At 49.2% G+C, this 14,909-nt stretch carries 15 protein-coding genes; 8 read left to right on the forward strand and 7 right to left on the reverse strand.

From position 1 onward, the window contains the following. The first annotated feature begins 17 nt into the window (after positions 1-17). Positions 18-1,091: a phosphotransferase gene (locus ACYQ1O_RS00130; RefSeq protein WP_459989428.1), complete on the forward strand. Its 1,074-nt coding sequence runs from the start codon at positions 18-20 to the stop codon at positions 1,089-1,091. A gap of 215 nt (positions 1,092-1,306) precedes the next feature. Here ACYQ1O_RS00130 and yihA read toward each other — a convergent pair whose 3' ends face one another. Then, a complete protein-coding gene (gene yihA, locus ACYQ1O_RS00135) occupies positions 1,307-1,948 on the reverse strand; it encodes a ribosome biogenesis GTP-binding protein YihA/YsxC (protein ID WP_459989429.1) in 642 nt (213 codons plus the stop codon). A 110-nt stretch (positions 1,949-2,058) separates the two neighbouring features. Here yihA and ACYQ1O_RS00140 point away from each other — a divergent pair, with 110 nt between their 5' ends. Together ACYQ1O_RS00140 and ACYQ1O_RS00145 are read left to right on the forward strand one after the other, a co-directional pair. Then, positions 2,059-2,742: a c-type cytochrome gene (locus ACYQ1O_RS00140; protein ID WP_459989430.1), complete on the forward strand. Its 684-nt coding sequence runs from the start codon at positions 2,059-2,061 to the stop codon at positions 2,740-2,742. A 42-nt stretch (positions 2,743-2,784) separates the two neighbouring features. Further along, positions 2,785-3,423 (forward strand): thiol:disulfide interchange protein DsbA/DsbL, encoded by a 639-nt coding sequence (locus ACYQ1O_RS00145; protein WP_459989431.1) that lies wholly within the window; start codon positions 2,785-2,787, stop codon positions 3,421-3,423. Between the two features lie 101 nt (positions 3,424-3,524). On the opposite strand, the gene ACYQ1O_RS00150 is transcribed toward ACYQ1O_RS00145, so the two are convergent. From ACYQ1O_RS00150 to ACYQ1O_RS00165, 4 genes are all read right to left on the reverse strand, one after another. Next, positions 3,525-4,079, reverse strand: coding sequence for a DUF2058 domain-containing protein (locus ACYQ1O_RS00150; protein WP_459989432.1), 555 nt, complete (start codon positions 4,077-4,079; stop codon positions 3,525-3,527). 353 nt (positions 4,080-4,432) lie between these two features. Further along, the gene (locus tag ACYQ1O_RS00155; RefSeq protein ID WP_459989433.1) at positions 4,433-5,014 is read right to left on the reverse strand and encodes a pyridoxamine 5'-phosphate oxidase family protein; all 582 of its coding nucleotides are present in this window, start codon (positions 5,012-5,014) and stop codon (positions 4,433-4,435) included. Positions 5,015-5,048: 34 nt separating this feature from the next. Next, entirely contained in the window at positions 5,049-5,942 is an 894-nt protein-coding gene (locus ACYQ1O_RS00160; protein WP_459989434.1) for a LysR substrate-binding domain-containing protein, read from the reverse strand. A 512-nt stretch (positions 5,943-6,454) separates the two neighbouring features. After that, entirely contained in the window at positions 6,455-7,912 is a 1,458-nt protein-coding gene (locus ACYQ1O_RS00165; RefSeq protein ID WP_459989435.1) for a beta-barrel assembly-enhancing protease, read from the reverse strand. Positions 7,913-8,175: 263 nt separating this feature from the next. Between ACYQ1O_RS00165 and tusD the strand changes: the two genes are divergently transcribed. The 4 genes from tusD to ACYQ1O_RS00185 all read left to right on the forward strand — a co-directional run bounded on the left by tusD (position 8,176) and on the right by ACYQ1O_RS00185 (position 10,878). Then, positions 8,176-8,565 carry a sulfurtransferase complex subunit TusD gene (gene tusD, locus ACYQ1O_RS00170; protein WP_459990616.1) on the forward strand — a complete coding sequence of 130 codons (390 nt, stop codon included), beginning with the start codon at positions 8,176-8,178 and terminating at the stop codon, positions 8,563-8,565. 4 nt (positions 8,566-8,569) lie between these two features. Beyond that, positions 8,570-8,926 carry a sulfurtransferase complex subunit TusC gene (gene tusC, locus ACYQ1O_RS00175; protein ID WP_459989436.1) on the forward strand — a complete coding sequence of 119 codons (357 nt, stop codon included), beginning with the start codon at positions 8,570-8,572 and terminating at the stop codon, positions 8,924-8,926. A gap of 113 nt (positions 8,927-9,039) precedes the next feature. Further along, on the forward strand, positions 9,040-9,879 hold the full coding sequence (locus ACYQ1O_RS00180) for a sterol desaturase family protein (protein WP_459989437.1): 840 nt from the start codon (positions 9,040-9,042) through the stop codon (positions 9,877-9,879). Between the two features lie 261 nt (positions 9,880-10,140). Continuing rightward, a complete protein-coding gene (locus ACYQ1O_RS00185) occupies positions 10,141-10,878 on the forward strand; it encodes a carbohydrate binding domain-containing protein (RefSeq protein WP_459989438.1) in 738 nt (245 codons plus the stop codon). Positions 10,879-10,946: 68 nt separating this feature from the next. Here ACYQ1O_RS00185 and soxB read toward each other — a convergent pair whose 3' ends face one another. After that, complete coding sequence (soxB, locus tag ACYQ1O_RS00190; RefSeq protein WP_459989439.1) at positions 10,947-12,590, reverse strand: thiosulfohydrolase SoxB; 1,644 nt, start codon at positions 12,588-12,590, stop codon at positions 10,947-10,949. Positions 12,591-12,869: 279 nt separating this feature from the next. On the opposite strand from soxB, the gene ACYQ1O_RS00195 reads away from it, so the two are divergent. Then, positions 12,870-14,513: a nidogen-like domain-containing protein gene (locus tag ACYQ1O_RS00195; RefSeq protein WP_459989440.1), complete on the forward strand. Its 1,644-nt coding sequence runs from the start codon at positions 12,870-12,872 to the stop codon at positions 14,511-14,513. A gap of 83 nt (positions 14,514-14,596) precedes the next feature. On the opposite strand, the gene ACYQ1O_RS00200 is transcribed toward ACYQ1O_RS00195, so the two are convergent. Next, entirely contained in the window at positions 14,597-14,887 is a 291-nt protein-coding gene (locus ACYQ1O_RS00200) for a hypothetical protein (RefSeq protein ID WP_459989441.1), read from the reverse strand. Positions 14,888-14,909: the final 22 nt, after the last annotated feature.

The following is a 14,909-nucleotide window of genomic DNA, read 5'->3' on the forward strand; positions in this document are numbered from 1 at the left end:
ACCCCAGCTATCCCATCATGAAAGCCCGTATTTTGAGCCGCCGCCCCAGTGACCTAAACCGCGCTTGGGCGCAGCGCATTGTTAACCGACACCACGCCAATACCGAAGTCAGCCACGTTAAGGTGCTGTCCGTCGATACCGGCACCACCACCCGCGTCAAACTGCGCATCAGCCATAACGGCCCCGATAGTTTGCCTAGCCGCTGGTTTGTCAAATTGCCTTCGCTGTCTTGGCGGGCGCGCCTGATTACCGCCCTGCCCCGCCTGTTGACCACTGAAGTGCGTTTCTACCAAGAAGTAACGCCCGACATTCCGCTTGCCATCCCCTTTTGTTTGGCGGCAGAAAGCCAGATAGGGCGGTCATCAACCTTGGTGCTGGCGGATGTCACTGAAATTCAAGCCCAAGCCGGACACCCTGGCGACGCCTTAACGGTTGAGCAAGCGGCTTTGGTCATCGAAGAACTGGCAGCCTTGCATAGCAAGTTTTGGGGCAAACAACGGTTGCAACAGCATTTGTATTGGCTAGACGGCTCGATTCGTCGCCTGGAAGACCAGCTCGGCACCGCTTTAGCGGTTCCGCTTATGCAAAGCGGCCTAAGGCGTGCCGGCCCATTAGTATCCGAACCCTTGCAGCAAGCGGCCCTGAGTTATGCCAAGAATCGCCGGCAAGTGATGGCTTATTTAAATACAGAAACGCAAACCCTTGTGCATCACGACTGCCATCCCGGCAATTTGTATTGGCAAAACGGCAAGCCTGGTTTTTTGGATTGGCAAATGGTGCGCACGGGCGAAGGTGTCAGCGATGTCGCCTATTTTTTGGCAACCTCGCTCAGCCCAGAAAACCGCCGAACGCATGAGTTTGACTTGCTTGATCTCTATGCACAATCGCTTGGCAAACAAGGCATTGGCGCAGCCACTGAAAAAATATTAAGGCAGCGTTACCGCGCCCATTTGGCCTACGCGTTTGAAGCGATGGTGGTGACCTTAGCGGTGGGGGGAATGATGGATTTGGACAGCAATCGCGAGCTAATCCGCCGGACTGCTGCAGCGGTGGAAGAAAATAACGCTTTTGCTGAACTGCCGTGTGCGTAAGCTTGAAGCTTAACGTTACGGACTTGAAAAGAAGAAGTGGCAATTGAACCGCTTCTTAAACTTAAAAAATCAAAACGACGCGGAAACTTTTTAAACGGCAATAAGTCTTATCTTTGCCGCATCTGCAACGGGGCGGCAATCAGCCGTATTCCCCCTTGTTTTCGGCTGGTTACCTCTAAGGCCCCAAGGTTTTGTCAAGCTTTGGGGCTTTTCTTTTAGCTGGCGGTATCTTCGCCAACTTCGTCTTCCGCTTGTTGACCGCCCATTGAAAATAAGCTGTCCAATGCCGCATGCACCTCATCAATGCCGGTTTTTTTCAACGACGAAAACAACTGCAAGCTCAGTGGAATGGTAAATTTTGACAATTCCCGCTGCACTTTCAGCAATGTGTTTTTCCCCGCGCCATAGGTCAGCTTGTCGGACTTGGTCAGCAAAATATGCATGGGCAACTGGGCGTGTTCGCACCATTCCACCATTTGCCAATCGAAATCGGTCATGGGATGGCGGACATCCATCACCAAAACAATCGCACATAAAGACTGGCGTTTATTCAGATAGGACTCCATTAAACGATACCATTGCAGCTTGACGTCTTCCGGCACCTTGGCATAACCATAGCCCGGCAAATCGACAAAACGCAGGTCGGTACCAAACTCAAAAAAGTTGAGCATTTGTGTACGGCCTGGCGTCTTACTGATTTTAGCCAGCTGGTTTTGCCGCGTTAAACTGTTGATGGCACTGGATTTTCCGGCATTAGAGCGGCCTGCAAAAGCCACCTCCAAACCTTGGTCTGTCGGTGTCGTTTCAAGGCTGGGCGCGCTTTTCAGAAACGCCGCGCGGTGGTAGATTGGGTTCATAGTCGCCTCGCTAAAGCTTACTAATTAAGGTAGAATTCGACCACGCAAAGCAGCCTGTCAGCGTGACAGACTAGCATAAAATGAATAACTATTCCGAAGGGAGAGCCTGAATGAACAAACTATTGCTAACCGTTTCACTCACCTTGGCATTAGCCAGCACCTCTACTGTGCTCTATGCAGAGGCCGATGCTGAACAAGGCGAAGCCAAAGCCGCCGCCTGTGCCAGCTGTCACGGACCGGCAGGCAATAGCATGATGGGTACTTTTCCAAAGCTTGCACAACAACACGCGTCTTACTTGGTCAAACAATTGGCTGCCTTTAAAAACGGCACCCGTAAAGACCCGATGATGTCGGGCATGGCGATGGGCTTAAGCGATGATGACATGGCGGATATTGCCGAATATTACGCCGAACAAAAAATCTCCGCCAATGCCGAACCGGTATTAAGCAAAGACGACGATGATGACGAAGACGAACAACCCGCTGCCGATGCCGCCAAGCCCAAAACCATGCCGGAGTTGATGGCACAAGGTGCTGACCTGTACCGCAACGGTGATTTGGCTCGGGAAGTTTCCGCTTGTATCGCCTGCCACGGCCCTGCTGGCGACGGCAACCAACCGGCGGCATTCCCCATGTTGAAGTCACAACATCCCGAATACCTGATAAAAACACTTAACGATTATAAATCCGGTGCGCGTGCCACCAACCCCGACAACATTATGCGCATGATCGCCAAAAAAATGACTGATGAAGAGATTAAAGCCGTCGCTTACCGCATCTCGATGATGAAATGATTTTTATCCTAAACAGACCCGCCCCATTGGAGCCTTAACGACATGTTAAAAAAACTGACCCAAGCAAGCTTGCTGATCTTCTCCATTGCGTTCACGTCATTCGCCCAAGCCGAAGGCTCGGGTTACCAGACCTTATCGCCCGCACAACCCACCCAACATACCAATAAAGTCGAGGTGATCGAATTTTTTTGGTACGGCTGCCCACACTGCTACGACTTGGAGCCTTTACTGCAAAAATGGGTAAAAAACCTGCCCGCCAATGTTGAGTTTATCCGCCAACCAGCGGTCTTTAGCGAATTGTGGGGCAAACATGCCCGGGCTTACTTCACGGCAGAATCTTTAGGTGTCGTTGAAAAAATCCACACCGATTTCTTTAACCAAGTGCAGGCAGCCTTACAAAGCCATGATGCCAGCGGCAAAATGGATACTGAAGCTGAACAGCAAAAATTCTTTGTTGAACATGGCGTAACCGAAGCGGCCTTTAAAGAAGCCTACAGCTCCTTCGCCGTGGATTCAAAAATGCGCCAAGCACCAGCCATTGCCGCCCGTTATGGCATCACCGGCGTACCGGCGTTAATCATCAATGGCAAGTATGTCACCAACGGCCCGTTAGCGGGTTCACATGAAAAAATGTTGGAAATCGCCGACCAGCTTATCAAGCAAGAAAGCGAGAAAAAATAGCGCCTAAGCATTTCCATTTACGCTTAGCTACCGCATTGAAATTTGGAGTGAAAAGCAGGTTTTTCACTCCAATTTAGCCAGCCTCCCTGCCAACCCCGCGTTTACCAAATCAAATCATCAGGAATCTGATAAGCCGCGTACGGGTCATCTTCAACCGCCGTCTGTGCCGCTGACGTACGGTTATCGACCACCACCCAGCCTGCATCACGCAAGGCAATTTTATCCGCCACGTCAGCCGCCACCACGTCATAAAACTGCGCGAACCTGACAACGGCATATTTACCGCCGATAATTGCCGTACGCATGTCTTCTGATACGTACAAGGTCTTAATTTTGTTGTTATCGTTAAAGCGGTAAGCCACGCCATCAGCATCTTGTGGCAAACGGTTTTGTTCGATGAGCTGTTTGATTTGTGCCGCTTTGGTTTTTTGCTCTTCTTTTTGCTGACGCTGTTGGTTTAACAGCCTATCCCGTTCAACTTTTTCGGCCTGTGCTTTTAATGCCAATTCTTTAGCCTCATCCACCACCTGCAAATTATTGTGGCGCTGCTGCTTGGCCTGTTTGCTTTTTTCGGTTTTGACACTTTTAGCCTTGGCGGCACTCACCAATCCCGATTTCAGCAATTGTTCTTGTAATGATAATTTTGGTTTGCTCATCTGCTATTCCCTATGTCGTTGGTCGTCAATCTTAGCGTTATCCGTTATGGGAACCACAACGCGCCAAGCTTGGTAAAACGGGCTACTGTATAAAATATACATGTTAATTTTGTGAATTAAACGGCTTAACAACACAAAATAGATGCCCACGATTGTACTTGATTTAGCGGTATCGTCATCGCTATTAAAGCTCTTTTATTGGCAAGCGCTTACTACTGGATAACCGTCAATCCTGAAAGTTAATTCTGGTACGTATTGCCGTATTGTTAATGTCTCCGGTGTATCAACGGCAGCACCCTGAAAACAAAAACGGAGCCTGATGGCTCCGTTTTTTCCCCCTGCTTATTTTTGCGTTATTGCTGCTTCGGCAACACATCCTGCACCACATCCAGCTTTTTCCAATCCGGCACGGGGGCTTCACAACCAGCTTGTGGCGTATATTCGGACTGCCCGGCTTTATTGTAAGGGTGGATATAGCGCGGGCAATTAATGAACACATCGCGGACATTGATGCGGACAATATAGGTTGCCCCCACAAAACTTTCCAGCAGCGGATCAGTCACCGTCACGCTGGCAGTGCCGTGTACCCGCAAACGCTGCGGATTTTCAAAATCAATAAATAGCAAACCTACTTCGTGGTTGGCGGCTATATTACCGGCGGTCAAAAACATGCCATTGCCGTCATAACCCGGAAAGGCGATGGTTTTTTCATCCAACACGCGTACAAAACCGACTGGCCCACCTTTATAAGAAACGGTTGGTCTCCCCAAGCTATCGACGGTGCTGATAAAGAACATGTCACGGCCTTCAATGAAAGCGCGTTCTTCAGGGCTGATGTCTTGATGGACGATTAATTCGCTGACCCGATCTGCCAAACGGCGCGAGTCAAATTGGTCTTGTAAGTCACGATGGCTTTGGTGATAAAGGGTTGTCACAAGCGTTCTCCTCAATAGCGGTTAAGTGCAAAGTCTAGCGATGGTCAATGTGTTGGTGTGCGGCAACCAGCAAGTCGGCGATTGTTGCCATCAGCAAGCTACGGGCGGAAGTTTTGCGCCACACTAAAGCAATGCTGCGCTTCGGTGCAGGCGCGGTAAATGGCAGGTAATTTATGCCTTGTTCGGGTTCGTGGATAGCGATAGTGGGCATAAAAGTAATGCCTGTACCAGCACGCACCATTTGCCTTAAGGTTTCCAAACTGGTGGCACGCAGGTCTTGCTGCTCGTTAATGTCGTTTAGTTGGCAGACTTGCAGGGCTTGCCCGCGCAGACAATGGCCTTCGTCCAATAGCAGCAGGGCTTGTTGTTGCAAATCGGCGGGGCTGATGGAGGTTTTTTCGGCTAAAGGATTGTCGCTGGCAACTGCCAGTTTAAATTCATCATCAAATAAGGGCTGGCTATCCAAGAAATCTTCGTTGACGGGCAATGCCAACAAAGCCGCATCCAGCTGGCCTAATTTCAGCTGATCGATGAGCTGTTGGGTTTTTTCTTCAACCAAAATCAGCCTGAGACGCGGTAATGTCGGTCTGACCAGCGGCACTAAAGCAGGAAAAATATACGGTGACAAGGTAGGGAATGCGCCTAAGCGGAAGTTGCCCGCCAACGGGTCTTGGGCGATGGCAGCAATGCTTTTGATTTGGTCAAGCTCCAGTAAAATCCGCCGCGCCACCGCCACAATTTGCTCGCCAGTTTCCGTGGTAATGACTTTTTTGTTGGTGCGCTCAAAAATTTGTACGCCCAATGTTTCTTCCATGCGTTTGATTTGCGTGCTTAAGGTGGGCTGGCTGATAAAGCACTGTTCGGACGCTTGGATAAAACTGCGCAAATCTGCGACAGCAACCAAGTAGCTTAAATCTCTCAAATTCATAAAACCCTCTCAACGGCTTTTATCGAACGATATGGATGGGGGCATCCGTGCAAAGATGAAACTTAATGTTTCTTTGGTAGGCTAATCTAAGAACGTTTTTTGGGCTTAGCAATCGCCATGACTTTCTTGCGGGCAATAAAAAGCCCGCATAAAGCGGGCGTGTTGAGTCTTATTATTATTGTTATTAGTGTACTACGGTGTGTACTACCCAACTCAAGCAAAATTACTTATTTATTATTGTTATATGAGCCACTTAAGGCCCTTCCTCCCCCTTACTGACCAGTTGTTAAACTGACCATACTCTCTAAAAGGTGGCGTATTCTATATCCAAAAATTTAAATCTGTCTAACAATAAAAAAAATTTTTTGATAAAAAAAAAGACCCTAAAAAAAAAGTCAACAAATATATATTGTTACAGCTTGTAATATTTCGACTCAACAATATTATCTCGGCAAGCGCTGCTGTTTGTTAAGCTTAGGTTCAGGTTAATTGTGACTGACCGAACGATTAATTTAACGGTTGCGACGCGCTTCCTCTTCCTGCGCCAAGAAAAAATGCAGCCTGTCTTCCAAAATTGAAGCCAAATGAAAGGTTAAACCCTTCGATTTTTGCGCCAATCGGATCTGCAAAATGGCATCGCGCATTTGTCCGGAGGCATAGTAGTATTCTGCCAAATAACGGTGTGACTCAGCGGGCTGATTCAGCTTGCCGTACACCTCAGCCAACAGCGACCAGAATGCAGGCGTGGTCTTGGTTTTCACGCTTAAAGCCAACAACTGGTCTTTGGCAGATTCAACTTGCCCAACCTTCAATAACACCACGATATATTCCAATTTGATGGCTGGATTTTCAGGATATTGCACCATTAACTGCTGATAACGCTTGAGTGCGGTAGGAAAATCTTTGGCTTCCTGGGCATTGCGCGCCAAAGCCGATGCATAATGCGGCTGGTTGGGGAACTGCTTGACCAAAGCCTGCAACATATTTTCCGCATCTTTGTATTTTTGTTGCGCGATAGCGGTTAAGGCCAAGCCGTAGCGGGTGACGGTACGCTGCTCGTCGGTCCCTTGGTTTAGGCGGCTTTGGAAATAGCCCGCCGTTTCCGCGATATTGGTTGATGACAACACCCGAATTTTCGCTTTTGTCAGCTGGTACGCCAACGAATCGGGGTATTGCTTATAAGGATAGGTTTCGGCGCGACCACGGCTGTCAGAAATACGCGATGTAGTTACAGGGTGGGTACGTAAAAACTCAGGGATGTTCTGCCCGTAATAACGGCTGGATTGCTGCAAACGTTCAAAAAACGTTGGCATACAGCGAGGATCAAAATGCGAAGCCGCCAACGTTTGCATACCCACACGGTCGGCTTCCTCTTCGTTTTCGCGGGTAAAGTCAATCTGGAACTGCACACTTCCGGCTTGGATCGCCATAATTGCCGCCTGCCCCGCTGCCGCCGATTGCGTTCCCAACAAAATGGCAGCCAACATGCCCGCCATAGTGGGGATCGACAAGCGCCCCGCCGCTTCCGCCGCACGGTACAAATGCCGTTGGGTGACGTGGGCAATCTCGTGGCCCATGACCGAAGCCAGCTCGCTCTCTTCTTCGGTGATTAAAATCAGCCCCGAATTGACACCAATATAACCGCCTGGCCCTGCAAACGCGTTGATGTCATTCTCCATCACCACAAAAAAATGGAACGGCTGGCTCGGTGCATCGCTATTGGCGACCAACTTTTCGCCGACCGTTTGAATATACTGCTGGATTTCGGCATCTTGGTTGATTTGAATTTGCGAATGCAAACTGCGGAAAAAAGCCTCGCCTAACTCATTTTCTTCGGCGGGAGTTAACAGCGTACCGGAAGAATCGCCCAAATCGGGCAAATCAATTTTAGCGTTATCCTCGGCTTGCGGCAGCGGCGCAAACAAGGCAAGACTTAAGGCCAAAGCAATAGCGGAAAATTTACAATTCATAGCGGGCGGGATAATAATGGCGCAAGTAAGTTTTCAATAGCAGAATGAAGACAGGCAAAATAGACAAAGCCATCAACAAATATTAATGGGCGTAACCAAGGCTGTTGCTAAAACCGCCACCGTTGACCTCCCAAAACGCATTGTTGGAGCAAATGCCGGAGCTATTTGTTCAAAGCTTCTTTAAACATTCGCCTGCACTTCATAATAGAATAGCGGCCTTGATTATAAAGCAGACCGGACAACAAAAATACCAAGCCGCCATCATGCATTTTGCCATCCAAATCAACAGCAGCCCCTACCATAACAATAGTGGGCTTGCCGCCTATCAATTTGCCGTTGCCGCCTTGGCGCAAGGCCACCAAATTTATCGGGTATTTTTCTATCATGACGGCATCTACCACGCCCTGCGCCACAACACACCACCCGACGACGAAACCCATCTGACCGCCAACTGGCAAGCCTTGGCGGCGCAATACCAGATCGATTTGGTCGTCTGCATATCCGCCGCACAACGGCGCGGGCTATTATGCAGCGACGAAGCCCAGCGCCAAGGCAAGCAAGACAACGACTTGGCTGACGGCTTTAGAATTTCCGGTTTGGGGCAATTGCTGGAAGCCACGCTAGAAGCCGACCGCTTTATTATTTTTGGTTAACGGCATGAAAAACTTCCTGTTCATCCTCCGCAACCCCGCACACAGCGGTGCCTATGCCCAAGAAACCCTAGACATCATCTTAACCGCCGCAGCCTTCGACCAAGCAGTCAGCCTGCTCTTGTTAGATGACGGCGTTTGGCAACTTAAAACCCAACAAAACCCCGAAAAGGCCGGATTAAAAGACACCGCCGCCATTTTTAAAGCTCTGGAACTGTATGATGTCCAAGACATTTATGCAGAAGCCGAATCACTCAACGAGCGCGGCCTGCAAGCGGATGATTTAATTTTGCCGACGACCTTAGTGCCTAGGGCGGACGTCGGCGTTTTTATTGGGCGCTTTGCGGTGGTTTTTGCGGGGTAATTGAACAATTTTTTATAAATACCACTTCTATCTACAAAACAAGCTTCGGTAAAACCACTAAAAAGCCCCTGATTTTTTCACATCAAAAACTTTCTATCCGCCAAACGTCTCCCATGGAAATCCTACAACAATTGCAACAAAACCTGCCGACCTTCGCGGTGGACATCATCCGGCTGTTTATTTGGCTCATATTGCTCATCATCATTTTTGTGCCGCTGGAATTTCTGTTTAAACAGCAATCCAAAAAAGTTTTCCGCAAAGGCTTTTTCACCGATTTGGTTTACTACTTTATTAGCTCGCTGTTGCCGGTACGGGTGTTGATCGTACCCATGACCGCTTTAGCTTGGGGCTTGCATGCCATTGTACCCAGCGAACTGCAGCAATGGACGGCAGGATTGCCGTTAGGTGAACGCCTGTTGGCGGCGATGGTGGTGGGTGAAATCGGTTCTTACTGGGGACACCGCTGGATGCACGAATGGCCTTGGTTATGGCGTTTCCACGCCATCCACCACAGCGCGGAACAATTGGATTGGTTGGTCAACACCCGCGCCCATCCGATGGACATTATCTTCACCCGCTTGTGCGGTTTTATCCCCATGTATGTTTTTGGATTTACGCAATTATCACGAAACACCACCGATATGGTGCCGCTATTCATCATTATGATCGGTACCGTGTGGGGTTTTTTCATCCACGCCAATCTACGCTGGCGCTTTGGCTCGTTAGAATGGCTAATTAGTACACCCGCCTTTCATCATTGGCACCACACCAACGACAACCACCAAGTCATCAACAAAAACTACGCCGCCATGTTTCCGTGGATCGATTATTTGTTTGGCACGTTCTACCTGCCCAGCAAACAATGGCCTGTTAAGTACGGCATTGATGAAGCCATTTCTGCCAATCTGTTGAAACAATTGTTGCAACCTTTTTTGTTTCTCAAAAAAAGATAATCTGTTTACACAAAAAAAACACAGTGGATTATTTTTTATTTTAAAACAATCACTAAAGAAAATTTTCAGAAACCTAATCTATGCCAAACGAACCAGTTTTAAATTCTGGCAGCCCATATTTTTTGTGAACAACCTCACTTTTCTCGCATTTTTAAGAAACATGGCTAATCTTAAAACTCGATTTATTCAAACCGCCTAATAAGCACTCACTATTGGCTGTCACCCCTAAAGCAGCCCAATATCAACACAGACGAGAAAAATATGGATCATAAAATCACTAAAGTAGCGTGCAAAACCCTTGCTATGCTGATGATTAGCTTTTCTGCCAATTCAGCCAGCTTAGTCGTTAATGGTGGCTTTGAGCAATTAACCGGCAAAACCGGAGATGAAGGTCAGCTAGGCTACAACATGAATGCTAGTGGTTGGAACGCTACTGGTTATAACTTCCTATTCCCCTCTGGTTCAGCAGACACCACAGGGGTAACCGGACAGCACGGTTATCTGGAACTCTGGGGTCCAAATAATGGTTCGAATAATGGTCTAACAGCCTCTAGTCCTGATGGCGGCAACTTTGTAGCTAATGACGGAGCTTATCAAAGCGGACCGATTTCACAAACCATCAATGGCCTGACTGTTGGCAAAGCTTACACCCTTAACTTTTGGTCGGCTGCCGCCCAACAACAAGGATATACTGGCGATACTACCGATATATGGAAAGTTGACTTTGGCAGTGATACGCAATACTCAACGTTGGTAAACTTGCCAAGCCATGGTTTTTCAGGCTGGGTGCTAAACACGATGAACTTTACAGCTTCCAGCTCAAGCCAATTGCTGTCGTTCTTAGCGATCGGCACACCAAGTGGTGTACCGCCTTTTGCGTTGATTGACGGGGTAAGCCTTGAAGAAACCAAAACAACACCCACGCCAATCCCGGGTGTTGCCGCCCTGTTCGGCATTGGTTTGGTACGTTTGGTATCGTACAGAAGAAAACGCAGCTAAGACTTCTACTTAACTTAGCTAAAAACGCGTCAGTCCAGAATAACAACTTCTGTGATTGGCGCGTTTTTTTAAGTGTTGACCTTAAGATATTCAACCAACAATTCCCAAACGGGCTTACCCGAAAGTTCCTCCCCTACCCCCGCCCAGCCAGCCACTTGATAACGCTTGCCTGCCGCCAAAAGTTCGCCATTATCTAGGCGCAACTCGCTGATGCGATTGCCAAAAGCCGCTTCAGGATCGCAGCGGTAAGTCATGCCGCCCACCCTCACCATATCGCCGCCTTGTTGATAATACGGGTCGGGGTTAAACAAATTATCAGCAACATCTTCCAAAATGGCTTTCAACTGCGCGCCAGACATTTCACGCGTGTAGGTTTGTGGATAGGTGACGGCCGTGTGGTTCATGACCGCTTCAAAGTTGATGGTTTGCCCCGGCAGCAGCGTACCGCCCCAGCGGAAACCGGGCGAGAGCGCAACGTCTGCACCATTCACTTGGCGCAAGGCGTTTAAGATCAGCGGGTCGAAACTGCCCTTGTAAGTATCGCGCCGGTACAGCAATTGGTCGGCGACCGCCAAAGGCTGTTGCAATTGCGCGAGATACGGCTGGCGGATGCTGTCTATCAGCTGCTGCATGGCCTGATCGGCAGGCAGCAAATGGGCAAATACCGGCAGCAACTGATAACGTAAATTCTGCAAACGCCCGTTGTTCACGTACAAATCCACCACCGCCAAAAACTTGCCGTGGCTGCCTGCATTCGTCACCCACGTCTTGCCTTCTGGATTGTCAACCACCATGGGGCGCGGAATCGCATCGTGGGTATGACCGCCCAAAATGATGTCCAAACCACTCACCCGCGACGCCAGTTTTAAATCCACCGCCATGCCGTTATGCGACAGCAAAACAATAACATCGGCGGCTTTTTGCTGGCGGATTTGCCGGATGAGTATTTGCAGGTTTTGCTCTTGAATGCCAAATTGCCAATCGGGCGTAAAGCGTTTGGGATTGGCAATGGGCGTGTACGGATAGGCTTGTCCAATAATGGCGATGCGGACTTTATTGAGGGTTTTGATGCGGTACGGCGCAAACACCGCCGCAGTTTCCGAGCCGCTGGCAAACTGGGCTTCTTCGCTGAGGCTGATGTTGTGCGCCAGCAATTCGCCGTTAAACCGTTTGAGATTATCCAGCACCTGCTGGCTGCCGTAGGTGAATTCCCAATGACCAGTCATAAAATCCACGCCCAACAAATTACTGGCGGCAATCATATCGTGGCCTTGCGTCCACAACGCGGTTGCCGAACCTTGCCAGGTGTCGCCGCCATCCAGCAGCAAGGTGTTTTCGGCACCCCGCTGGGCGCGGATTTGTTTTACCAAGGTCGCCAAATGCGCAAAGCCACCCATTTTTCCGAAGACCTGCGCCGCTTCGGAAAAATCCAAAGGGGTACACGCATGGGCAAGCCTAGAATGCGCGGCAATGCCGAAAAAATCTAAAAACGCTTTTCCGGTTAAGTAAGGCGGCAAATGTTTGCCCGCACCTGTGCCTAAATTCAACGCCGGTTCGCGATAGTAAAGCGGCTCCAGTTGGGCGTGGCTGTCGGTAAAATGCAGCAACGTCGCATTGCCAAATGGATATTGGTGGCGCGGTTTGACAGGCGACAGCAGCCAAGGCGAAAAGCCCAAAGCGGCAAGTGTTTGCAGAAGGCGGCGACGGTTCATGAGGGCTTAATCTTGGCAGTTCGCCTATACAAGCGGTGTTTTCTGTTTCTCAAAAGCCTATGGCATCTCCAACCTTCAAGGCTAAAAATGGCTATCGGAATTTAAGCGCGAATTTTACGTAGCCTACCTAAAATGGCTGTATTTTTGTTCACTCATACGGGATTAAAAATACTTTACTTTTCATGGTACTTATACTTAACTTACGGGGTAATTCAATTTAACAATCCTTTGTTTTCAAAAACTAATTGATTATTTAACTATTACCGTAGGGAATCTATTATGCCAGCACCTGCAACCAATACCCCTGTTACCCAAAGCAATAGCCTCGTCAACAATCTCGGCGGAACCTCCGGCTTCGGTGAAGCATTTATTGACCGCACCGATGACGGCTCTTCCGCCAAAATCAACATTACCTCTATTTTTGGGGCGAACGGCATCAATTTCTTTGGCACCACCTACACAAACATTTTCATCAATAATAATGGCAACATTAGCTTCACCAGTAAATTGTCTGCTTTTACGCCTACAGCGATTGGTGCAGACCAGGCCATTCCAGTCATTGCCCCTTTTTGGGCTGATGTTGACACAACAGACAATGCACCCACACCTACTGCGGGCGGCAATTCAACAGGTTCCAATTTAACTTGGTACGATCTCGACACTGTCAAAGGTGTACTGACCATCACTTGGGATGATGTTGGCTACTTCTCCGCGCAGACCGACAAACTCAACGCTTTCCAATTGCAACTCATTAATCGCGGCAATGGTGACTTTGACATCGTGTTCCGGTATGAGGACATCAACTGGACAACGGGTAGTTTCAGTGGCGGCTTCAATGGTCTTGGCGGCATAATTGCCAGGGCAGGATTTAACAAAGGTGACGGTATAAACTATTTTGAGTTACCAGGCTCAGGGATTCAAGACGATGTGCTGGCACTGGAGCAAACCGTTGGACAGCAAACGGTAGGTACTCAAGAGACTCCCGGGGTTTGGGTATTCGGGGTACGCGGCGGAGTCATCCCCGGCCTTGGCACTAACTTGGATGACAACTTGGTTGCTCCCGATGGCGTTGACGGCTTTCTCTCCGGTGGCTTAGGAAACGATATATTAACGGGCGGCACCGGTAATGACCAATTGGATGGCGGCAGCGGTATCGACGTGTTAAACGGTGGCTCCGGTAACGATATTCTTACTGGTGGCACCGGGAATGACACACTGATTGGTGGTAGCGGCTCCGATAACCTTGATGGTGGTGAAGGAGCAGATATTTTGCTGCTCGGCGGCTCAGGCAACGACACCTATATCGTCGACAATAAAGGAGATAAAGTCTTCGAAACCACCACCACAACCAGCAACCTTAACGCGGGCGGCATAGACCTAGTAGAATCCAGCGTGAGTTTTAGGCTAGGCCTTTTTATAGAAAACTTGACGCTGACCGGTACCAATGCGATTAACGGCACCGGCAATGCGCTCAACAACACCATAATAGGCAATACCTCCGCCAACAGACTGGTCAGTGGCGGCGGAAACGACCGGCTGAACGGCGGTGCGGGTGACGATACTTTAGTAGGAGGCATCGGGGTAGACACGCTCATCGGCGGAACAGGTAACGATAAATTTGTCTTTCAAACCAGTTCATCATCACCCGCTGCGTCACCGGACATCATCAATGGCTTTGAAATCGGCTTGGATAAAATCGACCTTTCAGAAATGGATGCCAATGACCAAGCAACAGGCAAGCAGACCTTCTCGGCACTCGTGTCAGGTGGCACATTCTCCGGGGTATTTGCCAATCCGGGCGACCTTTACTTTGATGGCGTAGCACACATCCTCTATGGCAACACCGATAGCGATGCTGCGGCTGAATTCGCCATCAAGCTTTCGGGTATCAGTAGCTTATCCAGTACCGACGTTATCCTTTAGCCCCTGGCGTTGAGTTGAGGCGTCCAAAAAACCGTTTTTGGACGCCTGTTCGGGCAATGTAAATCCGGCTTTAATCCCCGCCTTCACTCTATTGACAATCCACTCTTCGCTGTGACGCACCAGCAAACCGGCAATGCCGAAAAATCTAAAAACACTTTTCCAGTCAGATACGGCGGTAAATATTTGCCCGCACCTGTGCCTAAATTCAACGCCTGTTCTCGGTAGTAAACTGGCTCCAGTTGGGCGTGACTGTCGGTAAAATGCAGCAAGGTCGCGTTGCCAAATGAATCTTGATGGCGCGGTTTGACAGGCGACATCAGCCAAGGTGAAAAACCCAAAGCGGCAAGTGTTTGCAGAAGGCAGCGACGGTTCATAATGACCCGATAAGATTCATCC

The sequence above is a fragment of the Methylosoma difficile genome, assembly GCF_054657615.1.